A 24,569-nucleotide genomic window follows, 5' to 3' on the forward strand; every position below is an offset into this window, starting at 1 on the left:
AACGTTCACGCGTGAGGATCGTGATTCTCGCGGTGGTCACCACGCTGGTGGTGGGGGGCGGGGGCGCCGTGGTGATCTCGCAGACGGCGTCCGCGTGGGGGTCGCGGGACGACGACGGGCACGACGGCCGGCACGACGGCGACGGCCGGGGCGGTTTCGGCCAGAGCGCCGGCTGGTGGTGGGGCACCATCGTCTGTCCCGACGTCGGCCAGGAGCTCCAGGAGGTGCCCGAGGGCACCGAGGAGGAGGTGGGCGCCGACCTCGCCGAACTGGACGCCCAGGTGGCCGAGGCCTACACCGAGCTGGCCGTCGAGGAGGGCGATCCCGAGGCGGTGCTCGGCGCGTTGGAGGCCGAGCGCCAGGCGACGATCGACGAGATGGTCGACACGCTGGGCTCCCGGGGCGGGTGGCCCTCCTGGCTGGACTGGCTGGAGGGGCTGGACGACTGCGAGATCCGGCCGCCGGACGAGGACGACGAGCCCGAGGACCCGGAGGACCCCGAGGTCCCGGTCGGCGGCCCGGTGCCCGAGGACTTCGTGGACATCACCACCGTCGAGCCGAACGTCGCCGAGCCGGTGTTCGGCGAGAACGCCTCCACCGGCTCGTTCACCGTGGACTGCGGCGTCAACGAGAACGGCCACTTCAACACGGACAACGTGATCGCCGCCCCCGGCGTCAGCAACGGCGCCCACCACCTGCACGACTACGTGGGCAACGTGTCGACCGACGCCTTCTCGACCGACGAGAGCCTGCTCGCCGCGGACACCACCTGCGTCAACGGCGACCAGTCCACCCACTACTGGCCGGTGCTGCGGGTGCCGGACGGCGAGGTGCACACCGACCACTTCGGCGACGGCGGCGACCAGGGCGAGGACGGTCAGGACGAGGGCGAGGACGACGGCGAGGACGACACCGGCGGCGACCCGGACGGCAACAACGGCACCGTGCTGCAGCCCACCTCGGCGACCCTCACCTTCGTCGGCAACCCGCTCGGCCCCGTGGTGGAGATGCCGCAGTTCCTGCGCATCATCACCGGCGACGCCAAGTCGTTCACCAACGGCACGGCCAACGCCAACGCCTCCTGGAGCTGCACCGGGTTCGAGGACCGTCAGCTGACGGACAGGTATCCGCTGTGCCCCGAGGGCAGCGAGGTGGTCCGCAGCTTCGACTTCCAGAGCTGCTGGGACGGGGTGAACACCGACAGCGCCAACCACCGGGACCACGTGGCCTTCGCGGCCGAGGACGGCTCCTGCCCCGAGGGCTTCCAGGCCATCCCGCAGCTGACGCACCGGATCACCTACGACATCCCGGACGACGCCCCCGCGGACACGCCGTTCGCGCTGGACAGCTTCCCCGAGCAGCTGCACAAGCCGGTCACCGACCACAGCGACTTCATCAACGTGATGTCGGACGAGCTGATGGCCGAGACGGTGAACTGCATCAACAGCGGCACGGACTGCGGCTGACGAAGCTGACGAGCTGACGAGGAGGTTCCACACGAACTGACGGGCGCCGGCGGCCTGCCCCTCACTCCCCCACCGCCGGCGCCCGTCGTCCTTCCGCTCCGTCGCTCGCCTCTCTCAGCGCCCGTTGACCCGGGACTCGCGGGACAGCCGCAGGTGGCGCAGGCCCAGCGCCGTGGATTTGGCGCGGCGACTGGCCCGGGACTGTGCGTTGCGCATCCGGGCCACCAGACGCCGGCTGTGCAGCGTCATCTCCAGTTCGAAACGGGACAGCGGATCGCGCAGCGTGGGCCCGAAGAGCTTCTCCAGCTGGCGCAGCCGGTAGTGCACCGTCTGGGGGTGCACCTGGAGCGCCCTGGCCGCCTCCGGCACGCCGCCGCCCTCCAGCCAGGCGAGCAACGTTCCCTCCAGTCGCTCGCACTGACGGTCGGTCAGTCCTTCCATCGGGCCCAGCCAGCGGGCCGCCAGCGCCCGCACCAGGGACTCGTCCTGGAGTAACAACAGGGTGGTGAGGTGGTCGTCGACGAACACCGGCTGCGCGTCCCCGGGTTCGTGGAGGCCGGGGGCCAGCGACAGCAGCCGGCTCGCCCAGCGCATCGAGGACGCCGCGTCGTGCAGCGGCACCTCGTGTCCGACGGCGGCGCTCCGGCCGCGCAGCGCGGTGCGCAGCGCGGCCCGGGACTCGGCGCTCGGATCGGGCAACAGCAACCGCTGCTGCTGACCTCCGGCGGGGCCGGCCAGCAACTCGCCGAACACCTCGGTCGGCAGGGGTGGTTCGCCGGACGCGGCGAGCACCACGGCCTGCACCCGCTCGGGCAGCGGCCATCCAGCGTCGCGGGCCAGGGCGGCGAGGTCGTCGTCCGGAATCGTGGTCTCCCCGGTCAGCAGCGCGAGGAGTTCCTGCCGTGCCAGGTCCTGACGCGCGTCTCCCGGCGCCCTGGGGGCCGGGATCATCGCCGTCGGGCCGGTCAGGGAGTAACTGTCGTCCTCACCTGGGCCGATATGGCTCAGTGCGGTCATTAGCGCCTGTTCGAGTTCCCATTGCACCTCTTCCCTGCGATTGTCCACCAGAAGTGCGGAAAAACCCGGAATTCGGTGCCGAAGCACCTCCACCACCTCTTCTGTGAGAGCCGGAAGTTCGCGGAAGAGAACGCGAATCCATTCCTCTTGAGGATGCGACCGGGCGCGGTTCAGAAGGTCACGCATCTTACCTCCTTTACATCGGGAGGACACGTGCCGTTTGCGATGGTTTACGAAAAGTGACTCGTGACAGGTGACTTCCGAATTCCTTCTGGAGCGGCATCTTCGTGGCTGCACAGCGTGACGGCCGCGAAGTCGAAGAAATTTATCACGTTTCGATAACTGGCCATGCGGACCCGGACGCTCCGGTGATGCTGCAAGCCGTCCCAGAAGGCCCCAGCCCTGCCGAGGCGTTCGGAGGATCCGATGTCCACACACCCAGTCCAGGCACCGCGGCACGCCGGGCGCCCGTCGACGCTGACGGTCCCGGCGCCCCGCCGGTCCCCGGACCTGACGCCCCACCGGGCCGCACCCGGCCGGGCGGCGCGCCGCACCCGGACGCCGAACCGGGCCGTGCGCCTGGTCCAGGGCCAGGGCCTGCGCCGGGCCCCGAGCCGGACGGCGCGCCGCGCGCCGCGGCTGCCCGCGGCACACGGCTCCCGGCTCACCGTGGCCTATCTCCTGGGTGTCGCGCTGGTCACCACGCTCGCCGCGGCGAGCGCCGGGGTCTTCGAGGCCGTCTGGGACTTCCTCGACTGGGGCGCCGGCGTGGTCGCCCTGGTGTGCCTGACCGGCGCGGTGCTGTGGGGCCTCGCGGCGACCGACCGGCTGGTGCTGCACCCGGGCCACCGGCTGCTCGCCCAGGCCGTGCACCGGGGCCTCGCCGTCTGCGGCATCGGCTTCCTGGCCCTGCACGTCTGGGTCAAGATCGCCAACGAGCGGGTCACCGCCGGCGCGGCCGCCGTGCCGTTCACCGACGACACCCAGCCCACGCTGATCGGCCTCGGCACCCTGGCCGCCTATCTCTTCCTGCTGACCGCCGCGATCGGCGCGGTGCGCGGCGCGTTCGCCACGCGGCGCCGCTCCCGCTGGTGGCGGGCCCTGCACACGGGCGCGTACGTGGCCTGGGGCGCCTCGCTCGTGCACGGGCTGCGCTCGGGCCGGGCGGCGAGCGGCTGGGTCACCGTCCTGTACCTGACCTGCCTGGTCGGCGCCGCCGTGGCGCTCGCGGTGCGCATCGTCGTCGTCGCCCAGCGGAGGTCCCGATGAGCACCCGTACCAACGAGCGGGCCAGCGGACACCCCGCGCTCGCCACGATCGGCCGGCCCCGGCTGTTCGCCGGACTCGCCGGTTCCACGCGGCTCGACCGCGTGACGCACCTGACGGTGCACGGTCCCCTGCCCCGGCCGCGCCTGGAGGAGGTGACAGCGCTCGCGGAGAACATCGATCTGCGCGGCCGGGGCGGTGCGGGCTTTCCGTTCGCCCGGAAGTTCCGGGCGGTCGCCGAGGCGGCGCGACGCCGCTCGCAGGCGCCCGCGGTGGTCGTCAACGGCAGTGAGGGCGAACCGAGTTGCCTGAAGGACAAGGAACTGCTGCGACGCGCGCCGCATCTGGTGATCGACGGCGCGCTGCTGGCCGCCGGGGCGCTCGGCGCCGACCGGACGGTGATCGCCGTGACCCGGGCGGACGTCGAACGCTCCCTGCGCGAGGCGGTCGCCGAACGCCCGCCGGAGGAACGCTCCGTGCGCGTCGTCCGGCTGCCCGAGCGCTTCGTCACCGGCGAGGGCACGGCGCTGGTGCGCGGCCTCGAAACCGGCCTCAGTCTGCCCTCGGGACGCCGGGTGCGCACCAGCGAGAGCGGGCTCGGCGGCGCCCCGACGCTGCTCTCCAACACCGAGACCTACGCCCAACTCGCCGTCGCCGCCCGGATGGGCGCGCTGCCCTACCGGGAGGTGGGACTCGCCACCGAGCCCGGCACGGTGCTGCTGAGCGTCGCCGGCACGCATGTGGTGGAGACGCCGACCGGCGTGCCGCTGCGCGACGTGCTGTGGCTGTGCGGCCTGGACCCGGGCCAGGGCGTGCTCGTCGGCGGCTACCACGGCAGATGGCTGACGGCGGAGGCCGCGTACGCGGTCATCGTCTCCCGGGAGGCGCTCACCCACCACGACGCGACGCTCGGCGCCGGCGCCGTGCTGCCGCTGCCGGCCGCGACCTGCCCGGTCGGGGAGGTGGTGCGGGTGGCCCGCTGGATGGCCGACGAGTCGGCCGGCCAGTGCGGCCCGTGCTTCCTCGGCCTGCCCGCGATCGCCGACGCGCTGGCCCGGGCCGCCGACGGCGGCGGCCTGGCCGCGCTCGACGCGGTGCGGGACCGGATGGCCGGCGTGCGGAAGCGCGGCGCCTGCTCCCACCCCGACGGCACGGCGGGGTTCGTGGCCTCCGCACTGGTCACGTTCCCCGAGGAGTTCACCGATCACGCGCTCGGCCGCGGCTGCGGCCGGCCGGTGCTCGGCACCCTGCCGCTGCCGGATCCCGTCGCCCTCGACGCGCCCGCGCCCGTGCCCGCCGACGTCGACGGGCCGCGGCTCGTCGTCGACTGGACCCTGTGCCAGGGCCACGCGCTCTGCGCCGACATCCTCCCCGGCGTGGTCCGGCTGAACGCCGACGGCTATCCGGCCGCGGCCTCGATGCCCGTGCCACCACCCGCCCGCGCCCAGGCCGTTCGCGCCGTGCGGCGCTGCCCCGCCCTCGCGCTCCGCGTGGCGGACTGACCCCGTTCCCGACTCACCTCCCCCTTCGGCTCCCGACCCCCGACCGCTCCCTGCCATCACCACAACCTCCCACGCCCCTCCTGTCCCTTCTACCTCTCCCGTTCCTCCCCCTGTCCCTCCCCACCCCCACCGATCCAAGGAGTAGACCGGCATGAAGATCACACGTCAGGCGTCCGCGGCGCTGGCCGGCGTCGCCGTCGCGACCATGCTGCTGGCCGCGTGCGGCACCGACGGCGGCTCCGGAGAGTACGGCGCGACCGAGGACGTCTCCGCCGCCCAGGACGACTACGGCGGCGGCGACAGCTACGGCAACGACTACGGCGACGACTACGGCGACGGGGCCGCCGGCTCCGACGCCGAGGCCCAACTCGGCGATCCGGCGGGAGAGCTGGCCGTGGCCGCCGACGCCGAGCTGGGCGACCTGGTCACCGACAGCGAGGGCTTCACGCTCTACCGCTTCGAGGAGGACACCGCCGACCCGCCGGAGTCCACCTGCGTCGACGACTGCGCCACCGCGTGGCCGCCGGTCCCGGCCGACGACGCCGACGTCTCCTCCGGCATCGACCCCGAGCTCCTCGGCGAGGTGGAACGCGAGGACGGCACCACGCAGTTGACGCTGGCCGGCTGGCCGGTCTACCGCTACGCCGAGGACACCGAGCCGGGCACCACGAACGGCCATGGCGTGAACGGCACGTGGAACGCGCTGGCGCCGAACGGCGCCCCGGCCGGCACGGCCGCCGCGGAGGAGGACGAGGTGGCCCTCCAGGTCGTCGAGGATCCGGAGCTCGGGAGGATCCTGGCCGACGCCGAGGGCCGCACGCTGTACCGGTTCGACGAGGACACCGCGTGGCCGATGTCGACCGGCTGCACCGGCGACTGCCTCGACGTGTGGAAGCCCGCCGCCGTCGTCGACCCCGACGAGGCGGCCGACGGCCTGGACCCGGAGCTGATCAACACGTTCGAGCGGCCCGACGGCACCGAGCAGTTGGCGATCGACTGCTGGATCCTCTACTGGTACACGGGTGACGAGGAGCCAGGCGACACGACCGGGCACGGCGTGAACGGCACCTGGTGGGCCGTCGCCCCCGACGGCACCAAGGCCAGCGCCGAATGAGACCCCCGGCCCCCGGTCCGGCCCTCGGTGTCCGCCGTGGCCGGGGGTCGGGCCTCGGCCCACTCCCACCCGCACCCCTCCGACGAGCCCCGCACCACGCCCTGTCACACGTTGCCTACATAACGGTCTCGCAATAACTCGCGCCCCAAAGAGGGCATACCAACGCACGAGCCACGAGACGGATTACCCACCGGTCGACGGAAGTGGTGGAATCCCGCGTACTCATCCATCCACGGATCAGGCTGCGGGATCTCGCGTCCCGCCGGCAGGCCCGAGTTTCGGTGCCGTCGGCGGAACTTCGGTGGCAACGGGGAGTCGTCGGCAGCGCAGCCTGGACGCTGGTCTCCACCCGCATGCAGGGAGCTCCCAGAGTGCAGCGTTCACTTGTCAGAAGCGCGATAGGCGCCGTCGGTGTGGCCGGTCTGACCGGCATGTCCCTGGTCGGCCTCGGGGCCGGCCCGGCTTTCGCGGACACACAGCAGTGTGGCGGCGTCCAGATCGAGAACTCCCTCGACGGAGGCGACTCGTGGTCCACCACCGGTCGTTTCGAGGGCGACGCGCCGACCACCATCTCGGTGCGCCTGGTCGGCACCCTCGCGGAGGGCTGCGAGTACCCCGTCTCGCTCGCCTCCTACAGCGCGGAGGGTCCCAGCTGGGAGAGCTCGGGTGAGCAGGCCTTCCTCGGCTGGGACACCACGGTGCTGTCCAGCGAGACCCCCGAGGCGACGCTCGACGTGTCCGACTTCGCGCCGTCCTGCTTCGGCCAGATCGACCTCTACGGCAACGGCACCAAGTACGACGGCGTCGAGGGCGCGCTGCCGCACTACCCGGACTCGCCGACCCCGGAGAACCTCATCGCCGCCTGGAACGGCGAGGCCCCCTGCGAGGAGGAGCCGCCGGTCGACGAGCCGGAGGAGCCCTCGGAGGAGCCGTCCGAGGAGCCCTCGGAGGAACCCACCCCCGAGCCGACCGACGCGCCCGCCGACAACGAGCCCGAGCCCTCCGGCGGCGGCGCCGAGGAGCCGGTCGGCGAGCCGATCGCGCTGCCCGAGGACACCACCGTCGAGCTCGCCGAGACCGGTGGCGACAGCTCGCAGACGACGCTGTACGCCTCGGTGGGCGCGGGCCTGTTGGTGGTCGGCGCCGGCGCGCTGTTCCTGGTGAAGCGCCGCGGCAGCTCCGCCAGCTGACCCACCCCACCGCTCGGGCCGAGCGGACACACGACAGACAGGCGGGCGCCGTCCCTCGGGGGGCGCCCGCCTCGTCGCGTCCGGCTCCGTCCGGCTCCGTCCCGCTCCGTCCGGCACCCTGGCGGGAAACCCGCCGGTCAGCGTCACTCCATCGGGTGAGGCCGGCTTCGCCCGGGGCCGGTTGGGGGCCACACTGCTCCGGTGTCGGATTCCCTGCCGGGCTACCCCGGCCGCGGCCACTGGCGCCGCGTCCCGAAGACGGGACAGCACTACGTCGACGTCGGCGCGGGCGACCCGGTGCTCTTCCTGCACGGGAACCCGTCGTGGAGCTACCTGTGGCGCCATCTGCTGACCGCGCTCGCGCCCGAGCACCGGTGTGTCGCCGCCGACTGGCCGGGCATGGGGCTCTCCGCGCGCTCCCCGATGCCGGCCGCGCCCGCGGACCGGCTGGCGCGCCATCTCACGCAACTGGACGCCCTGTTCGAGCACCTCGTCGCCGCGGGCCTGCCCGACCGGGGCTGGACGTTCGCGCTGCACGACTGGGGCGGCCCGCTGGGACTCGCCTGGGCGCGCCGCCATCCCGGCGTGCTGGGCCGGCTGGTGGCGCTCAACACCGTCGGGTTCCGCCTCCCGCCGGACTACCGGCTGCCGCCCTTCCTGCGGTGGATCAGGGACTCCAGGACCGTCGCCGGCCTCGTGCACACCACCAACCTGTTCGCCCGCACGGCGGTTCTGGCCGGCGTCACGCGCCGGCTGCCCGCACCCGTGCGCCGCGCCTACCTGCGGCCGTACCGGCGGCGCCGGAACCGTTCCGCCGTGCTGGAATTCGTCAGGGCCATCCCCGGCGGAGACCCGAACGATCCGGTGTGGCGCCTGCTGGACCCGGCGGACCCGGGCGCGGACGCCGCCCTGGCCGGCCTGCCCACGTTCGTCGGCTGGGGCATGCGGGATCCGGTGTTCACCCCGGCGCTGCTGACGGAGTGGGAACGCCGGTACCCGCACGCCCGGGTCCACCGCTACCCGGACGCCGGCCACTTCGTGACGGAGGACGCGGCAGGCGATCTCGGCCGCGACCTGGTCGCGTTCCTGCGCGAGACGGAGGCCCGATGAACCCGATGAGCCCAACGGACCCAACGGACCCGACGAACGGGACGCCCCTGTTCGACCGGCTGCTGCGGCTGGCCGCGGCCCGGCCCGACGCCGTCGCCCTGGTGCGGGGTCGCCGCGACGGGTCGGGCCGGCCCGTCACGTTCGCACGGCTGGCCGCGGGCTGCCTGCGCACGGCCGAGGCGCTCCGCGAGGCGGGCGTCGCCCCCGGCCAGCGGGCCGTGGTGATGACCCGTAATCCGGACGAACTCACGGCCGTGGTCTACGCCCTGATGCTGATCGGCGCCGTTCCCCTGCTGGTCGACCCGGGCCTGCCGCGGCGCGATCTGTGCGTCTGCCTCGACGAGGCGGCGCCCGAGGTGTTCGTCGGCGAGCCGTTGGCCCACCTCGCCCGCCGGGTCCTCGGCTGGGCGCGGGGCCACGTCCGCGTCCCCGTGACGACGGGGCGCCGGCTGGCCGCGCTGGACGACGCGCTCGCCGGGCGCCTGCCCCCGCCCGCGGAGCCGCCGGACGCCGGGCCGGCGGCCCGCGCACCCGCCGACGCGGACCTCGCGGTGATCGCCTTCACCTCCGGATCCACCGGCGTGCCCAAGGGCGTCGAGTACCGCTACGCCACCCTCGCGGGACAACTGGACGCGCTGGCCACCGTTCTGGTGCCGCGGGAGCCCACCGTGCTGCTGTCCGGGTTCCTGCCGTTCGTGCTGTTCGGACCCGCGCTCGGCGTGACCACGGTCGCGCCGGCGGTCAACCACCGCGCCCCGATCCGCACCCCGCCCGAGCGGATCCTGCGGCCGCTGCTGGAGCACCGGGCGACCGTGCTCGCCGCGTCCCCCGCGATGCTGCGGCTGCTCGCCGAGCACTGCGCCCGCCGCGGCCTGACGCTGCCGTCGGTGGACCGGGTGGTGTCCTTCGGCGCGCCGCTGCACGCCGGGACCGGCGGCCGGTTGCGCGCGGTGCTCAGGCCGGACGCGGAGCTGCTCAGCGTGTACGGGGCCACCGAATGCCTGCCGGTCAGCGCGGTCAACGTGGCCGACCTCGACGAGCCCGGCCCGGCCGGCGGCGCGGCCGGCACCTGCCTGGGCCCGCCGCTGCCCGGCCTGCGGGTGCGGGTGCTGGACGCGGACCGCGGCGGCGTCGGCGAGGTCGCGGTGGCGGGACCGAACGTCAGCCCGGCGTACCACGCCCGGCCCGAGGCGAACGCCGCCGCCAAGCTGACCACGAAGGGCGGGCTGCTGCACCGCACCGGCGACATGGGCCGGCTCGACGACCTGGGGCGGCTGTGGTTCCACGGCCGCCGGGCGCACCAGGTGCGGGGCGCCGGGTTCACCCTCAACACCGAGGACGTCGAGGCCGCGGCCGGCCGGGTGCCGGGGGTGCGGCGCGCCGCGCTGGTGGGCGTCGGCGCGCCGGGCCGGCAGCGGGCCGTGCTCTGCGCGGAGTTGGCGGGCGCCCGCCGCGACCGCCCCGGGGTCCTCGACGCGCTGCGCGGGGTGCTGGCCGACCATCCCGAGGGACGGCGGGTGGAGACCGTGCTGGTCCATCCCCGGCTGCCGACCGACATCCGGCACAACGCCAAGATCGACCGGGAGCGCCTGGCCGCCTGGGCCGCGCCCCGCCTGCGGGGCCGGCCGTGACCGCGCCCACCGGGGACGCCTCCCGGGCCGCCGCGGTCGGGAGTGGAGGCACCTCCGAGGGCTCCCCGGCCTCCGATCCCCTGGGCGAGGGCACCTCCCAGGCATCCCCGGCCTGGGGGAAGGTCCTCGTCACCGGGGGCAGCGGCTTCCTCGGCCTGGAGATCTGCCGGCAGTTGGTCGCCCGCGGCACCGAGGTGGTGTCGTTCACCCGCCGCCCGAGCGCCGAACTCGAACGGCTCGGCGTCGCCCAGCGGCACGGCGACCTCACCGACGCCGCCGCGCTGGCCGAGGCCGTCGCCGGCTGCGCGGCCGTCATCCACAACGCGGCGCTGGCCGGGGTCAGCGGGCCGCTCCGGCCGTACTGGGCGACCAACGTGGCGGGCACCCGGACGGTGCTGGCCCAGTGCCTGGCCCACGGCGTGCGGACCCTCGTCAACACCTCGACCGCCAGCGTGGTGTTCCGCCCCGGCGGCCTGGAGAACGCCGACCACCACTCCCCCTACCCCCGGCGCCATCTGGCCGCCTACCCGCTGACCAAGGCCCGCGGCGAGGCCCTGGTGCTGGCCGCCAACGGCCGGTCGCTGGCCACCGTGTCGCTGCGGCCGCACCTCATCTGGGGCCCCGGCGACCCGCACTTCACCCCGGCGCTGGTCCGTGCCGCCCGCGGGGGCCGCCTGCTGATGCCGGGCGACGGGTCGAACCTGGTGGACAGCACCCACGTGCGCACCGCCGCGCACGCGCATCTGCTGGCGCTCGACCTGCTCCACGAGCGCCGGCCGATCGGCGGCCGCGCCTATTTCGTGTCCCAGGGCGAGCCCCGCCCGCTGCGCGACCTGGCCACCTCGCTGCTGGCGGCGGCCGGGGTCCGGGCCGAATGGCGCGGCCTGCCGGCCCACCTGGTCCGCGGGGTGGCGGCGGTCCGGGAGGCGGCGGCCGGCGTCACCCGCGCGTCGGGCACCCACGGCCTCAGCCGCTTCCTGGTCGCCGAGCTCACCCATCCGCACTGGTTCGACCTGGCCGCGACCCGCCGCGACCTGGGGTTCGTCCCGCCGGTCACGCTCGCCGACGGCCTGGCGGACCTCGCCCGCCGGAACGAGCCGCCCTCGTCCACCCGGCCACCGGAGACTCCGGCGTCGCCGGATTCACCGGATTCACCAGATGCACCGGAGCCTCGCTCGACTGGGTGAACCTCCCGCCCGGATCGTTCGCCACTGTTCCCATTCATCCCGATTCGGCGTCACGAGAATGGCCGAGCCCGGCGCTAGCCTGCGGCTCGTGACTGAGCGTCGAGCATGCCTCACCGGGGTGACCGCACAGCTGCCCGAGCGGTGGGTCTCCATGGCCGAGCGGGAGGCGCAGATCGCCGCCGCGAGCCCGTCGTTCACGCCTCCGCCGGGCCTGGTCACCCGGCTGACCGGGGTGCGGGGCGTGCATCTGATCGACGACGACCAGCAGGCCTCGGACCTCGCCGCCGCCGCCGGACACAAGCTGCTGGCCGGATGCGGGGTCGAGCCGGCCGCCATCGACCTGATGCTCTTCGCCGCCTGCTGCCAGGACCTGGCCGAGCCGGCCACCTCGCACGTCGTCGCCGCCAAGCTGGGCCTTCGCTGCCCCGTCTTCGACGTGAAGAACGCCTGCAACAGCGTCCTCAACGCCGTGCAGACCGCGCACGCCCTGATCGCCACCGGCCAGTACCGGACGGTCCTGATCACCTGCGGCGAGGCGCCCTCGCTCTACACCCGGCTGAACGTCCCGGACGCCCAGGCGTTCGCCCGCGCCCTGCCCGCCTACGGGTTCTCGGACGCCGGATGCGCGCTGCTCTTCACGGCCGAGGAGGCCGACCCGGACGGCCAGGACCGCGGCGTGCTGGCGAGCCGCTTCGCCGCCGAGTCGGCGGTCTGGGACTCGGCCACCGTCCGCACCGGCGGCACCCTCGCCCGCCGCGCCCTCGACGACGGCGAGGGCTTCTTCCGGATGGAGAGCCTGCGGATGCGGGAGAGCCTGCGCCGGCTCGCCCGCGACGAGCTGCGCCCGGTGTTCGACGAGTGGCGGCTGACGTTCGACGACCTCGCGTTCGTCGGCGTGCACCAGGTGTCCCTGTCCGACGTCGACGAGCTGTGCGGCCCGGAGTTCGGCGTGCCCCGCGACAAGCTGGTGGTCACTCTCCCCCGACACGGGAACGTCGCCTCCGCCTCCCTCCCGCTCCAGCTCTCCCTGGCGCTGGAGACGGGCCTCGCCCACCCCGGCGACCTGGTCGCCCTCATCGGCCTGGCGGCCGGCGCCAGCGCCGGCCTCGTCGTCATACGGCTGTAGAGCCCGCAGCCACTCCCGTCACGCCACCCGGCCCCGCCCGCGCACTCCCCCACTCCCCCACGGAGGAACCCCATGTCAGCTCTCTACGGATCCGTCAGGGCCAGCGTCGCCGAGCACTTCAACATCCCCGAGGACAGCATCGAGCCGGACACCACCCTGGAGGATCTCGGCATGGACTCCCTCGGCCTGGTGGAGCTGGCGTGCGTGCTCCAGGACGAGCTCGGCCTGCGGGTGCCGGAGGACGAGGCGTTGCGGTCCACGGGCAGCACCTTCGCCGAGGCCGTGGCCGCCGTCGAGCGGGCCCAGCAGCCGGCCGTCGCCGACGCGGAGTCCCCGGCGTGAGCGCCGTCGCCGTCACCGGCCTCGGGCTGGTGACGCCGGCCGGGGCCGACGCCGCGGCCACCTGGCGGACGGTGTGCGCCGGCTCCGCGACCGCGGCGGCCGTCGATCCGGCGCTGGGCGACGTGCCCGTCCCGTTGGCCTGCCGCGTTCCCGACTTCGACGCCAGGACGCTGCTCGGCCGCGAGGTGTGGCGGATGGACCGGTTCGCGCATCTGGCGCTCGCCGCCGCCCACCAGGCCGTGGCCGACGCCGGGCTCGACCCCGCGACCTGGGACGGGGCCCGCGTCGGCGTGGTCGTCGGCGTGGGCACCGAGAGCAAGGACGCGTCCTTCACGGCCGCCCGCAAGCTGCACGGCCGCGACTACGCGACGGTCTCCCCGCTGACCATCCCCCGCACCACGACGAACGCCGCCGCCGCGGAGATCTGCATGGCGCTGGGCGCGGGGGGTCCCAGCATGGCGGTGACCACGGCCTGCTCCTCGGGCGCCACCGCGCTGGGCGTGGCCAGGGACCTGCTCGTGGCCGGCCGGTGCGACGTGGCGCTGGCCGGCGGCGTCGAGGCCCCGTGCCACCCCATGACCTCCCTCAGCTTCTCCCGGATGGGCACCCTGTCCACCCGGCTGCACGACCCGGCCGGCGCGAGCCGCCCCTTCGACGCCGACCGGGACGGCTTCGTCCTGGCGGAGGGCGCGGGACTGCTCGTGCTGGAACGGGCCGAGGACGCGCGGGCCCGCCGCGTCCCCGTCCTCGCCCATCTCGCCGGGTACGGCGCCTCGACCGACGCCCACCACTACGCCGCCCCGCACCCCGAGGGCGCCGGGGTGGTGCGGGCGTTCCAGGCCGCCCTGGCGGACGCCGGCCTCCAGACCGGCGACATCGGTCACGTCAACGCGCACGGCACCGGCACCCCCATGAACGACCGCATCGAGGGCGCCACCCTCCGGCGGCTCTTCCGCGGCAGCCCGCCCCCGGTCACCTCCGCCAAGGGCGTCCTCGGTCACACGCTGGGCGCGGCGGGCGCCATCGAGGCCGCGCTGAGCGTCCTCACCCTGCGGCACCGCGCCATCCCGCCGACCGCCAACCTGGACACCCTGGACCCCGAGATCGACCTAGACGTCGTCACCAAGGCGCCGCGCGAGGGCGCGATCGAGGCCGTGGCGAGCAACTCGTTCGGCTTCGGCGGCCACAACGCGGTGCTGATCCTCCGCCGCGCCTGACCGCCGCCCCACCACCCCGGCGCCTCAGGGTCAGCTCTGGCCCTTCCCGTCCGGACGCACCTCGCTGGGACGGACGATGACGAACCCGTCGCCCTCCAGCTTCAGCTGCACCGCCTCGCCGGAGCCGCCGCGCAGCATCGAGCCGATGCTCTGCGAGCGGTGCAGCGAGGTGCCGAGCTGGGCGCTCCAGCCCACCACGGCGTCGGTGTCCACGAAGACGGGCGCCCCCGGGCTGACGGGAATCACCACCGGCTCACCCTCGCAGACCAGGCCGAGCCGGCCGTGCCCGGTGAAGACGCTGTTGAACAGCCCGCCGCCGGCCATGCCGGCGCCCTTCACCAGCCCGATGTCGTAGGAGAGCGTGGCGTCGAAGCACAGCACGCTGTGGCCGTTGACGGTGATGCTGTCGCCCGGATCGAGGTCGACGATGAAACAGTTCGCCGCCTGGTGCGCGAACCACGCCTCGCCCTGGCCGCGCACCACCATCAGGTCCAGGCCCTCGCCGGTGAGGGCGCGCTTGAAGTACTTCCCGACGCCCTGCCCCTTCCGCTCGAACTGGAGGTTCCCGCGAAAGGCGATCATGGCGCCCTGCCGGGCGTAGCACTCGCCGTAGACCGTGTACTTGATCGACTTGGAGTTCTGCAGCGCCATCCCGGGCTCGGTCGCCTGGGCCGCCGCGTACCGCGCGTTGAACAGATCGCTGTGCACACGAGCATCCTGGCGCGGTCGCGGGCCCGCCGCCAAGGTCCGTGCGAACACCCGTCGGCTAACGCGCCCGGACCTGGCCGCCGGCGGGCGCCTCCGGGTGGGCCGCCAGCCAGCGCCGCAGCTCGTCGTGACGGAACTGGTAGCCGGCCCCGGTCCGCCGCAGCAGGCCGACGTCCGCGGCCCATTCGAGGAAGGCCACCAGCCGCAGCGGCACCGTCTCACGGTGGGTGTAGAGGAAGTACAGGTAGCGCAGGCTCGGGCCGCCGAAGAAGGCGAAGTAGTCGAACACCGTGAGGACCACGGCCGCGAGCACCGCGTCGTGTGTGTCGAACTCGCGGCTGGCCACGGCCGCGAAGCCGACCGCGAACACCAGGCAGGCGACCGCCGTGGTGAGGAGGTCGCCGCGGAGCAGCTGGCGCGCGGTGAGCACGTCGCCCGGCGAGGTGAACTGGTTCGCCAGGAAGACGGGAACGAGAGCGGAGCAGGTGACGAACACCCCCCACCGCCAGCCGAACGACCCGCCGACCGCGAACCCGATCCCCGCGCCCAGGCCGACCACCGCCAGGAAGCGCAACGGCCGGCGCCATGGCGCCAGATGGCGCAGCGTCCGGGGCCGCACGTCAAACGGGAGCTCCATGTTGACCATGGCCATGGCCAGGCCGTACATCAGGCCGATGGCGATCGGGACGTACAGCTGACGCGGCGTCTCGTGGAACGGCAGGATCCACATCAGAGGCGGCCCGAACATGGTGCCCAGCAGCACCATCGCGATCCGGTTGAACTGCACGGCGGCGTTCGATCCCTCGCGCCAGAGCTCCGCCGGCTCGATCACGGAGCGGGTCGCGCTCCCGTCCGCGGGCCCCAGGTACCCGGCGAGCACGTGCAGCCACCGGTGCGCCGCATCCGCGTCGTGGCGGGAGGACTTCGACTGCTCGACCGTCGCGGGAACGTAGCGGGCCAGGAGCAGCCGGTCCAGGCGCTTCGCGCTGCGGGCGCGGACGACGTCCGCCGGATTCCCCGAGGCCCGGTACACGGTGGCCACCAGGCACAGCCGCCAGGGCGTGGACAGCAGCCGGCTGACGGGCGAGTTGGGCCGCGTCCCGAGGTGGTCGAGGAGGGGACGCCAGCGGGCCTGGTCGGTGGCGCGCCGGGTGAGGTACGCGAGGGCGTCCGGGGCCTTCACCGGATCCACCCTGACGTGCGCCGCGTCGAGCAGCCGACGCCGCCGGTCGTCCCGGTCGGGACCGCCGGCCAGCGCCAGGTAGGGATCGTGGCGGCAGGTCAGGACGAGCGGGCCCATCCGGGTGCCGACCCGGTGGTCGTTGAGCGCCTCGAGCGCCGCCCGCGCCCGCGCGGCCGCGGGGTTGGGCCGCCCGTCCCGCAGCGGCTCGTCCATCTCGTCCAGACCGTCCAGGACCGGCAGCACGAGACCGCGCTCGACCAGCCAACGCCCCTTGCGCCGCGGCCAGCCGTAGACCCGGCGCAGCCGCTCCACGAGATGGGTGGCCAGCGGAACCGACGGATCCCAGTCGACCATCGGCAGCAGCACCGGCACCGGATCGTCGGGGCCGCGCTTCCCAATCAGGTCGAGCAGCAACTCCAGGGCGATCATGGTCTTTCCCGCCCCGGCATCACCCGTCACGACGAGCCGGCGCGGGCTCAGCGCGGTGTAGTAGGTGTGGATGCCCTTGGCCAACAGCCGGCCGGCGTCCTCGGCGTTGTCCGCCTCCCGCCCCGGCGTGGCGACCCGCTGGTAGGTGAGGTCGATGCGCTCGGTGTCACGGCCGAGCAGCCGGTGCCACGCGTCCTGCTCCGCACCCTGGACGAGCGACGCGAGGTCCTCGGTCCAACGCCGGCTCCTGTTGTACTCCCACCGCACGGAGAGCGAGTTCGCCTGCACCACGGGACCGTGGAAGACGCCGTCGTTGATGACGTTCTGCACCACCCGCACGTCCCGACCGCCCCGGCGCCACCACCGCAGTGTCATCCACCTCCCCGTCAACTCCCCACAGAGTAGCCAGAGTCGGCGGCACCGCACGATCCCCGGACCGCCGACGTCAGAGCGCGTGTTCGCGGTAGCGGGCCACGGTCTGGGCCAGCATCTCGTGGCCGTCGCGGGACCACATCTCGTCGTTGAAGATCTCCACCTCCACCGGTCCGGCGAAGCCCGTCGCCCGCACCCGGTCGCGGAACCAGCGGAAGTCCACCGAACCGTCCCCGAGTTGGCCGCGGCCGGTGAGCACGCCGGCCGGCAGCGGCGTGATCCAGTCGGCGTACTGGAAGCAGTGGATCCGCCCCGCGGCGCCCGCCCGGGCGATCTGCGCGGCGATCTGGTCGTCCCACCACAGGTGGTAGGTGTCGACCACCGCGCCGACCCACTCCGCGGGGAAGGGCTCCGCCAGGTCCAGGGCCTGCGCCAGGGTGGACACCACGCAACGGTCCGCCGCGTACATCGGGTGCAGCGGCTCGACGGCCAGCCGCACCCCGCGCTGCGCCGCGTACGGCCACAGCTCCGCCAGCGCCTCGGCGACCTGCTCCCTGGCGCCCGGCAGGTCCCGGCTGCCGGCCGGCAGGCCGCCGGAGACCAGGACCAGGGTGTCGGTGCCGAGCACCGCCGCCTCGTCGATGGCGGCGCGGTTGTCGTCGAGCGCGCGGGCCCGTTCGGCCGCGGTGGCGCCGGTGAAGAAGCCGCCCCGGCACAGAGACGTGACGGCCAGCCCGGCCTCCCTGACCAGCCGGGCCGTGGCGTGCAGGCCGTGCTGCTGCACCGGCTCCCGCCACAGGCCGACGCCGGGCACGCCGAGCTCCAGGCAGCCCTTGACCAGGTCGGGCATCGAGAGCTGCTTCACCGTCATCTGGTTGATCGAGAACCCGACGAGGTCGTGCGCGGGGTCCTGCGCGCGGGCGCTCATGCCGTCACCCCGTGCACCGCGAGCAGCTGCCGCATCCGGGTCTCCGCCAGCGCCGGGTCGGGGAACAGGCCCAGGCCGTCGGCGAGTTCGTAGGCGCGGGCCAGATGCGGCAGGGAGCGCGCCGACTGCAGGCCGCCCACCATGGCGAAGTGGTCCTGGTGTCCGGCCAGCCAGGCCAGGAAGACCACGCCCGTCTTGTAGTACCGGGTCGGCGTCCGGAACAGGTGCCGGGACAGCGGCACGGTCGGGTCGAGGAGGGCCCGGAAGCCGGCGACGTCCCCGGTGTCCAGCAGCCGCGCGGCGTCCGCCGCCAGCGGCCCCAGCGGGTCGAAGATGCCGAGCAGCGCGTGGCTGAAGCCACGGTCGTCGCCGGCGATCAGCTCGGGATAGTTGAAGTCGTCCCCGGTGTAGCAGCGGACGCCGTCCGGCAGCCGGCGGCGCAGCGCGACCTCGCGGTCGGCGTCGAGCAGCGACACCTTCACGCCGTCCACCTTGTCGGGGTGCGCGGCGATGATCTCCAGGAACGTGTGGGTGGCCTTGTCCAGGTCCTCGCTGCCCCAGTAGCCGGTGAGCGCCGGGTCGAACATCGGGCCCAGCCAGTGCAGGATCACCGGTTCGGACGCCTGCCGCAGCAGGTGCCCGTAGAGCTCGGCGTAGTCCTCGGGCCCGGTGGCGGTGGCGGCGAGCACCCGGGAGGCCATCAGGATGGCCTGCGCGCCGGTCTCCTCGACGACCGCGAGCTGCTCCTCGTACGCGGCGCGAACCCGGGCCAGCCCGGCGACGCCGTCGAAGCCCACCGGCTCGATGAGCTGGTCGGTGCCGACGCCGCAGGCGATGCGCCCGCCGCCCTCGGCCCGCGCCTCCGCGGCCGACCGGCGGATCAGCTCCGCCGCGCCCGACCAGTCGAGGCCCATACCGCGCTGCGCTGTGTCCATCGCCTCGGCGACGCCCAGGCCGTGCGACCACAGGTGGCGGCGGAACGCGAGGGTGGCGTCCCAGTCCACGGCCGCCGGCCCGTCGGGCGTGGCGTCGGCGAACGGGTCGGCCACCACGTGCGCGGCGGAGAACACGGTGCGGGAGGCCGGCGGCGCGAGGCCCTTGCCGGGCGTGAGCACGGCGGCGGCCGGCTCGGCCCGCGGCTGGTACTCCCGCAACCCCCCGCCCACATCGGGCAGTCGAATCATGCTGTCCTCACTTCTGGCTGCTGACTCTGGTTGTTCGTGGTCATTCCTGCTGTGCGCGGCGCCCGACCTGAGGCCGGGACCTGCGGCCGGGTGCTGGGACCCGTGGCTGGCCGTGGCCTGCGGCCGGAGGCCAGGCCCGTGGCCGGCGGCCGAGACCGGTGGCCCGGACCGGTAGCCCGGACCGCCGGCCGGCGGCCAAGACCGTTGGCCCGGACCGCTGGCCCGCATGGCCGAGACCGCTGGTCGGCGTCCCGGACCGGATCCATTGGCCGGCAGCCGGGGCCGCCGGCCCAGACCGGTTGGTCGAGACCGCCGGCCCAGACCGCCGGTCGGTGCCCCGGACCGAGACCGCTGACCGGCGGGCCCGAACCGGGACCGGCGGCCGGGACCGCAGACCCGGACCCGGGCCAGGACCGCTCGCCCGGACCGGGGCCCGTGGCCGGAGGGCCCGGGCGGGCCGGGCCGGCCGGGCGCGGGGTACGCCGCAGCCGTCACGGTGGGCCCCCGGCAAGGGGTACGTCGCGGTGTGACCCCCGGCAAGGGGCGGGTGCCGGGGCCGTTGGCCTGGCCCCGGCACCCGCGCTCCGGCGTGGTTGTCCGTCGTTCGGAGACCCCCCGCCCGGCAAGGGCATCGCTGCTGTCAGGGGCCGGACCGACGGAAAGCTGGGGACTCCCGCCCGCCCTGGGACCCTGACGCCCGGCAAGGGCTAGAGCGTCAGCTCCGGCACCGTGAGGCGGCGGCCCTCCGCCGAGGACTTCAGGCCGAGTTCCGCGAGTTGCACGCCCCGCGCGCCGGCCAGCAGGTCCCACGCGTAGGGCTCGTCCAGCACCACGTGCCGCAGGAACAGCTCCCACTGCGCCCGGAAGCCGTTCTCGAACTCCTGGTTGTCCGGCACCGCCTGCCACTGGTCCCGGAACCGGTGGGTCGCCGGCAGGTCCGGGTTCCACACCGGCATCGGCGTGGCCGAACGGTGTTGCACCCGGCACTCGCGCAGCCCGGCGACCGCCGAGCCCTCCGTGCCGTCCACCTGGAACTCCACCAGCTCGTCCCGGTTCACCCGCACCGACCAGGAGGAGTTGATCTGCGCGACGACGCCGCCGTCGAGCTGGAAGACGCCGTACGCCGCGTCGTCGGCCGTCGCCTGGTACGGCTTGCCCTGCTCGTCCCAGCGCTGCGGAACGTGCGTCGTGGCCAGCGCCTGCACGCTCTCCACCCGCCCGAACAGCTCGTGCAGCACGTACTCCCAGTGCGGGAACATGTCCACGACGATGCCGCCGCCGTCCTCCGCCCGGTAGTTCCAGGACGGGCGCTGCGCCGGCTGCCAGTCGCCCTCGAAGACCCAGTAGCCGAACTCGCCGCGCACCGACAGGATGCGGCCGAAGAAGCCGCCGTCCACCAGCCGCTTCAGCTTCCGCAGCCCGGGCAGGAAGATCTTGTCCTGCACCACGCCGTGCTTGATGCCCGCGTCGGCCGCGAGCCGCGCCAGCCGCAGCGCGCCGGCCAGGCCGGTCGCGGTGGGCTTCTCCGTGTAGACGTGCTTGCCGGCCGCGATCGCCCGGCTGATCGCCTCCTCGCGGGCCAGCGTGATCTGCGCGTCGAAGTAAACGTCGATCCCGGCGTCACCGTCGGCGGCGAGCACCGCGTCCAGGTCCGTGGCGACCGCCTCGGGACCGAGCCCGTGCCGTTCCGCGATGGCCAGCAGCGCGTGCTCGCGCCGCCCCACCAGGACCGGCTCGGGCCAGATCACCGTGCCGTCGCCGACGTCGATGCCGCCGTCCTCGCGGATGGCGAGGATCGAGCGGACCAGATGCTGGCGGTATCCCATCCGCCCGGTGACGCCGTTCATGGCGATCCGGACGGTCCGGCGTCGCGCGGTCGAGTGTGTACCCGACATCCGACAACCTCCCTAGAAAGCGCTTTCTACCCCAGGAGAAGCTAACCTCTCCTCAGTGCCTGGGACAAGTGGGAGCAGAGCATGTCAGTAACGCTGGCCGATGTGGCGGCCCGCGCGGGGGTGTCCGCGGCGACCGTCTCCCGGGTGCTCAACGGCAACTATCCGGTGGCCGGGGCGACCCGGCGCCGGGTGCTGCGCGCCGTCGAGGAGCTGGAGTACGTGGTCAACGGGCCGGCCAGCGCGCTGGCCGCGGCCACGTCCGACCTGGTCGGAGTGCTGGTCAACGACATCGCCGACCCGTTCTTCGGGATCATCGCCAGCGCGGTGCAGACCGAGATCGGGCCGGGCGGCGACGGCACCCGGCAGAAGCTGGCCGTGGTGTGCAACACCGGCGGCTCCCCGGAGCGCGAGCTGACCTACCTCACGCTGCTGCAGCGGCAACGCGCCGCCGCCGTGGTGCTGACCGGTGGCGCCCTGGAGGACGAGGAGCACTCCGCCGCGCTGGCCACCCGGATCGGCCATCTGGCCGCGGCCGGCGCGCACACCGTGCTCTGCGGGCGGCCACCGCTGCCGGGCTCCGTCACCGACGAACCGCCCACCGCGGTCACCTTCGACAACCGGGGCGGCGCCCGCCAACTCACCGGCCACCTGCTGGAGCTCGGCCACCGCCGCCTGGGGTACGTGGGCGGGCCGGCCGCCCGCACCACCACCCGGCACCGGCTGGAGGGCCACCGCGCGGCGCTGGCCGAGGCCGGGCTGGCCGGCGACGCCGAACGGCTGACCGTGCACGGCCGCTACGACCGGGCCTCCGGATACGAGGGCGCGGTGCAACTGCTCTCCCGCGAGCCGGATCTGACAGCGATCGTCGCGGCCAACGACACGGTCGCACTCGGCGTCTGCGCCGCGCTGCGGGAGCGCGGGGTGCGGATCCCCGAGGACGTGTCGGTCACCGGCTTCGACGACCTGCCGTTCGCCGCCGACGCGGCGCCCGCGCTGACCACCGTCCGGCTGCCGCTGGCCGAGGCCGGCCGGATCGCCGCCCGGCTGGCCCTGGGCCGCGACGCCCGCCCCGCCGGCGGCGTCACCACCTGCCCCGCCACCCTCGTCCCCCGCGCCTCCACGGGACCCGCTGGCGCGGGACCCTGACCGGCGGCGCGGGGCCCGCTGGCGCGGGAGCCCGGCCGGGGCGAGGCACCGACTGAGTGTCGGCCCGCCCCGGATTGGCGCGGGTGGGTGTCGTGCGCAGGACGTCCCGTAATGCGGGACTCAACGCGCACGATCACCGCCGAGAGCGGCCCCCGGTGGCTGTCGCGGGTGGGGCACCCACGGATCGTGCACCGGCGCCGCACGCGGGCACCGGGATTCGCGCGCGGGCACCACAGATCGTGCGCAGGAGGTCCCGCGATACGGGACTCAGCGCGCACGATCACGCCGAGACCGGCCCCCGCCCCTCCCGGATAACACGGGGAGGGTGTCGCACGCGGGCACGGCACGTGCGCCGGCGCCGCACGCGGGCACCACGCATCGCGCGCAGCACGTCCCGCCATACGGGACTCAACGCGCACGGCCACCGCCGAGAGCAACGCCCCACCCGTCCCGAATGGCACGAGCAGATCTCGCGGGTGGGCACCACGCATCGTGCGCGTCTGGTCCCGCACTGCGGGACCCCTGCGCACGACCACCCGCCGAACGCAACACCCCGCCCCTCCCGGATGGCGCGGGTGGGTGTCGCGGGTGGGCACCCGCGGATCGTGCGCGGGACGTCCCGCGATACGGGACTCAGCGCGCACGGTCACCGCTGAGCGCGACGCCCCGCTCGTCCTGGATGGCGCGCGCGGGCGCGGCACGTGCGCCGGCGCCGCACGCGGAACGTGCGCAGCACGTCCCGCGCACGATCACCCCAAAGAGCGGCCCCCGCCCCCACGGCCGTCGCGCCCCGCGCGACTGCCGCGCGAGGCGCGGTGCACGCCGTCGCCCGTGTCGGGCTCCCGCTCAGCGCGAGGGCGGGTCCTCGCCCTCGTCCATGCCGTGGGGCAGGAGCGGGAAGAGCCGGGCGATGAGGGCCACGGGGCGCGCGTCGGCCGGCCGCGCCAGCGGCCGGTGCTCGCGGTCGCGGTACGGCGCGAGCGCCCGGCGGATCGCCTCGGCCACCCGGCCGGTCTCCTCCGGCGTCAGGTAGGCGACGGCGCTGAACGCCTCGTCGCGACGCCACTCCCGTGGCAGCATGGCCCGCTGGTCCAGCCACCGCTGCCAGCTCTCGTCCTCCAACCCGCGGGCCAGATCGCTGAACCGCTCCTCGGCCGGCTCGTCGCCACGCCGCAGCCGCCACGGGCGGGCCCGGCCGCCGCGGTGCGGGGCCTCCTCGATGTATCCGTGGCGGGCCAGCTGCCGCAGGTGGAACGAGCAGAGACCCGAGCTGTAGCCGAGCCGGCCGGCGGCCTCGGTCGCCGTGACCGTGCCGACGTCGGCGAGCAGGCCCAGCAGCGCCGTGCGGACCTCGTGCGCACGCAGCCCGGCTCCAGCTCCGGCCGCGGCCCCGGCTCCCGCCCCGGCGTCGCGGCCCGGCCCGGCCGGTGGGTTGAGGTCGTCTTCAGTCACTTTGCAAAGTCTGCTACTTTGCAAAGCGCCTGACAAGTGGCCGGCGCCGGCGCAGTGCCGTGCGCGAAAGGGGAGGCAGCGATGTCCGATCACGACCGGTCCCGTCCCGTCGATTGGGGGCACCTCCCAGGCCGCAGGGCCTGGGGGAGGGTCCGGGTGCAGGGCAGGCCCGTCGACGCGTATCCGGCCCTGGCGCCGGAGGCGGAGCGGGGTTCGGTGCGCCGGGTCACGGTCGTGGGCGAGGAGATCCTGAGCCGCCCGTGCGCGGAGGCGGTCGAGTTCGGCACCCCGGAGCTGTCGGCGTTGATCGACGACATGTTCCTGACCATGCACGTGGCGGAGGGTGCCGGCCTGGCGGCGAACCAGGTCGGCGTCGACCTGCGGCTGTTCGTCTACGACTGCCCCGACGACGACGGGGTCCGGCACGTCGGGCACCTGCTCAACCCGGTGCTGGACCCGGTCGATCCCGCCAGCCGCCGGCTCGTCGAGGACGCCGAGGGCTGCCTGTCCGTGCCCGGCGCGGTGATGAGGGTCCCGCGCCCGGACCGCGTCGTCGCTCGCGGGTTCGACAAGGACGGGCAGCCGCTGGTCATCGAGGGCACGGGGTACTTCGCCCGCTGTCTGCAGCACGAGGCCGACCACCTCGACGGCCACACGTACCTCGACCGGCTCTCCCGACGGGACCGCAAGGACGCGGTGCGGCAGATGGCGGACCGGCGCGAGGACGTCTTCGCCCGCCGCGCGGCCAGGACCGCCGACCTGGACCGCTGAGCCGCCGCCGAGGCCGGTCGCGTCGGGCGAAGGTGGCCGTTCTCGTCAATCATTCGTTTATCGGGCGAACGTAGCGTGGTGCGTACGACCATCAGGTGGAGGGGAAGATGGCAGACCTCGCATTCACCATCTGCGCCGTGGCCGCGGCTCTGGCCCTGGCCGCGAGTCGGCCCGCGGCCGACAGTGGCCCCACCGACGGCGAGCCCACCGGCGGTGACTGCCCGAGCGGCGGTGGCGTTCCGCCCGCCGACGGCGACACCTGCCCGAAGTGACTCGTGCCCGAAGCGACTCCTGACCGATCGCGGACGGCGCCTCGAAACGGCGCACGGCGGG

The 24,569-nt window shown here is 74.5% G+C and carries 21 protein-coding genes; 14 read left to right on the forward strand and 7 right to left on the reverse strand.

All coding sequences use genetic code 11. The features are described 5' to 3' along the window. The first annotated feature begins 11 nt into the window (after positions 1-11). Positions 12-1,466, forward strand: coding sequence for a DUF1996 domain-containing protein (locus ABGB06_RS05380; RefSeq protein ID WP_347585775.1), 1,455 nt, complete (start codon positions 12-14; stop codon positions 1,464-1,466). A gap of 114 nt (positions 1,467-1,580) precedes the next feature. Here the strand turns inward: ABGB06_RS05380 and ABGB06_RS05385 are convergent, their stop codons facing one another. Then, a complete protein-coding gene (locus tag ABGB06_RS05385) occupies positions 1,581-2,483 on the reverse strand; it encodes a helix-turn-helix domain-containing protein (RefSeq protein WP_347585777.1) in 903 nt (300 codons plus the stop codon). A 426-nt stretch (positions 2,484-2,909) separates the two neighbouring features. Between ABGB06_RS05385 and ABGB06_RS05390 the strand changes: the two genes are divergently transcribed. From ABGB06_RS05390 to ABGB06_RS05435, 10 genes are all read left to right on the forward strand, one after another. Beyond that, positions 2,910-3,752: a hypothetical protein gene (locus ABGB06_RS05390; RefSeq protein WP_347585779.1), complete on the forward strand. Its 843-nt coding sequence runs from the start codon at positions 2,910-2,912 to the stop codon at positions 3,750-3,752. Then, positions 3,749-5,251, forward strand: a complete 1,503-nt coding sequence (locus tag ABGB06_RS05395; RefSeq protein WP_347585781.1) for an NADH-ubiquinone oxidoreductase-F iron-sulfur binding region domain-containing protein — start codon at positions 3,749-3,751, stop codon at positions 5,249-5,251. The genes ABGB06_RS05390 and ABGB06_RS05395 overlap by 4 nt, the downstream gene beginning before the upstream one ends. A gap of 151 nt (positions 5,252-5,402) precedes the next feature. Continuing rightward, a complete protein-coding gene (locus ABGB06_RS05400; RefSeq protein ID WP_347585782.1) occupies positions 5,403-6,365 on the forward strand; it encodes an SCO0930 family lipoprotein in 963 nt (320 codons plus the stop codon). Between the two features lie 371 nt (positions 6,366-6,736). Beyond that, a complete protein-coding gene (locus ABGB06_RS05405) occupies positions 6,737-7,555 on the forward strand; it encodes an LAETG motif-containing sortase-dependent surface protein (protein WP_347585784.1) in 819 nt (272 codons plus the stop codon). A gap of 201 nt (positions 7,556-7,756) precedes the next feature. Next, on the forward strand, positions 7,757-8,665 hold the full coding sequence (locus ABGB06_RS05410; protein ID WP_347585786.1) for an alpha/beta fold hydrolase: 909 nt from the start codon (positions 7,757-7,759) through the stop codon (positions 8,663-8,665). Positions 8,666-8,670: 5 nt separating this feature from the next. Then, on the forward strand, positions 8,671-10,296 hold the full coding sequence (locus ABGB06_RS05415) for an AMP-binding protein (RefSeq protein WP_347585788.1): 1,626 nt from the start codon (positions 8,671-8,673) through the stop codon (positions 10,294-10,296). Beyond that, on the forward strand, positions 10,293-11,483 hold the full coding sequence (locus tag ABGB06_RS05420; protein WP_347585790.1) for an NAD-dependent epimerase/dehydratase family protein: 1,191 nt from the start codon (positions 10,293-10,295) through the stop codon (positions 11,481-11,483). The genes ABGB06_RS05415 and ABGB06_RS05420 overlap by 4 nt, the downstream gene beginning before the upstream one ends. An 88-nt stretch (positions 11,484-11,571) precedes the next feature. Beyond that, a complete protein-coding gene (locus ABGB06_RS05425) occupies positions 11,572-12,609 on the forward strand; it encodes a 3-oxoacyl-[acyl-carrier-protein] synthase III C-terminal domain-containing protein (RefSeq protein WP_347585792.1) in 1,038 nt (345 codons plus the stop codon). Positions 12,610-12,681: 72 nt separating this feature from the next. Continuing rightward, complete coding sequence (locus tag ABGB06_RS05430) at positions 12,682-12,951, forward strand: acyl carrier protein (protein ID WP_347585794.1); 270 nt, start codon at positions 12,682-12,684, stop codon at positions 12,949-12,951. Further along, positions 12,948-14,168 carry a beta-ketoacyl-[acyl-carrier-protein] synthase family protein gene (locus ABGB06_RS05435; protein ID WP_347585796.1) on the forward strand — a complete coding sequence of 407 codons (1,221 nt, stop codon included), beginning with the start codon at positions 12,948-12,950 and terminating at the stop codon, positions 14,166-14,168. The genes ABGB06_RS05430 and ABGB06_RS05435 overlap by 4 nt, the downstream gene beginning before the upstream one ends. A 30-nt stretch (positions 14,169-14,198) precedes the next feature. Here the strand turns inward: ABGB06_RS05435 and ABGB06_RS05440 are convergent, their stop codons facing one another. The 5 genes from ABGB06_RS05440 to ABGB06_RS05460 form a co-directional block, all read right to left on the reverse strand. Beyond that, positions 14,199-14,876 carry an AIM24 family protein gene (locus tag ABGB06_RS05440; protein WP_347585798.1) on the reverse strand — a complete coding sequence of 226 codons (678 nt, stop codon included), beginning with the start codon at positions 14,874-14,876 and terminating at the stop codon, positions 14,199-14,201. 58 nt (positions 14,877-14,934) lie between these two features. Beyond that, a complete protein-coding gene (locus ABGB06_RS05445; RefSeq protein ID WP_347585800.1) occupies positions 14,935-16,863 on the reverse strand; it encodes a hypothetical protein in 1,929 nt (642 codons plus the stop codon). A 70-nt stretch (positions 16,864-16,933) separates the two neighbouring features. Beyond that, a complete protein-coding gene (locus ABGB06_RS05450; protein ID WP_347585802.1) occupies positions 16,934-17,788 on the reverse strand; it encodes a sugar phosphate isomerase/epimerase family protein in 855 nt (284 codons plus the stop codon). Beyond that, positions 17,785-18,972, reverse strand: coding sequence for a dihydrodipicolinate synthase family protein (locus ABGB06_RS05455; protein ID WP_347585804.1), 1,188 nt, complete (start codon positions 18,970-18,972; stop codon positions 17,785-17,787). Before ABGB06_RS05455 ends, ABGB06_RS05450 begins: the two co-directional genes overlap by 4 nt. A gap of 707 nt (positions 18,973-19,679) precedes the next feature. Continuing rightward, positions 19,680-20,867 carry a Gfo/Idh/MocA family oxidoreductase gene (locus ABGB06_RS05460; RefSeq protein ID WP_347585805.1) on the reverse strand — a complete coding sequence of 396 codons (1,188 nt, stop codon included), beginning with the start codon at positions 20,865-20,867 and terminating at the stop codon, positions 19,680-19,682. 81 nt (positions 20,868-20,948) lie between these two features. Between ABGB06_RS05460 and ABGB06_RS05465 the strand changes: the two genes are divergently transcribed. Beyond that, complete coding sequence (locus ABGB06_RS05465) at positions 20,949-22,013, forward strand: LacI family DNA-binding transcriptional regulator (RefSeq protein WP_347585807.1); 1,065 nt, start codon at positions 20,949-20,951, stop codon at positions 22,011-22,013. Between the two features lie 846 nt (positions 22,014-22,859). Here the strand turns inward: ABGB06_RS05465 and ABGB06_RS05470 are convergent. Then, positions 22,860-23,378 (reverse strand): ArsR family transcriptional regulator, encoded by a 519-nt coding sequence (locus ABGB06_RS05470; RefSeq protein WP_347586563.1) that lies wholly within the window; start codon positions 23,376-23,378, stop codon positions 22,860-22,862. A gap of 243 nt (positions 23,379-23,621) precedes the next feature. On the opposite strand from ABGB06_RS05470, the gene def reads away from it, so the two are divergent. Together def and ABGB06_RS05480 are read left to right on the forward strand one after the other, a co-directional pair. After that, positions 23,622-24,236, forward strand: coding sequence for a peptide deformylase (gene def / locus ABGB06_RS05475; protein WP_347585809.1), 615 nt, complete (start codon positions 23,622-23,624; stop codon positions 24,234-24,236). Positions 24,237-24,343: 107 nt separating this feature from the next. Then, the gene (locus tag ABGB06_RS05480) at positions 24,344-24,508 is read left to right on the forward strand and encodes a hypothetical protein (protein ID WP_347585811.1); all 165 of its coding nucleotides are present in this window, start codon (positions 24,344-24,346) and stop codon (positions 24,506-24,508) included. Positions 24,509-24,569 lie beyond the last annotated feature (61 nt).

It is taken from the genome of Streptomyces sp. B6B3, from assembly GCF_039871525.1.
Taxonomy (GTDB): domain Bacteria; phylum Actinomycetota; class Actinomycetes; order Streptomycetales; family Streptomycetaceae; genus Streptomyces.

Coding starts and splice junctions, on each gene's coding strand:
- ABGB06_RS05455 (WP_347585804.1), bottom strand. CDS start 18,972: ATGATTCGACTGCCCGATGTGGGCGGGGGGTTGCGGGAGTACCAGCCG.
- ABGB06_RS05390 (WP_347585779.1), top strand. CDS start 2,910: ATGTCCACACACCCAGTCCAGGCACCGCGGCACGCCGGGCGCCCGTCG.
- ABGB06_RS05445 (WP_347585800.1), bottom strand. CDS start 16,863: ATGACACTGCGGTGGTGGCGCCGGGGCGGTCGGGACGTGCGGGTGGTG.
- ABGB06_RS05430 (WP_347585794.1), top strand. CDS start 12,682: ATGTCAGCTCTCTACGGATCCGTCAGGGCCAGCGTCGCCGAGCACTTC.
- ABGB06_RS05415 (WP_347585788.1), top strand. CDS start 8,671: ATGAGCCCAACGGACCCAACGGACCCGACGAACGGGACGCCCCTGTTC.
- ABGB06_RS05395 (WP_347585781.1), top strand. CDS start 3,749: ATGAGCACCCGTACCAACGAGCGGGCCAGCGGACACCCCGCGCTCGCC.
- ABGB06_RS05385 (WP_347585777.1), bottom strand. CDS start 2,483: ATGACCGCACTGAGCCATATCGGCCCAGGTGAGGACGACAGTTACTCC.
- ABGB06_RS05400 (WP_347585782.1), top strand. CDS start 5,403: ATGAAGATCACACGTCAGGCGTCCGCGGCGCTGGCCGGCGTCGCCGTC.
- ABGB06_RS05450 (WP_347585802.1), bottom strand. CDS start 17,788: ATGAGCGCCCGCGCGCAGGACCCCGCGCACGACCTCGTCGGGTTCTCG.
- ABGB06_RS05480 (WP_347585811.1), top strand. CDS start 24,344: ATGGCAGACCTCGCATTCACCATCTGCGCCGTGGCCGCGGCTCTGGCC.
- ABGB06_RS05465 (WP_347585807.1), top strand. CDS start 20,949: ATGTCAGTAACGCTGGCCGATGTGGCGGCCCGCGCGGGGGTGTCCGCG.
- ABGB06_RS05460 (WP_347585805.1), bottom strand. CDS start 20,867: ATGTCGGGTACACACTCGACCGCGCGACGCCGGACCGTCCGGATCGCC.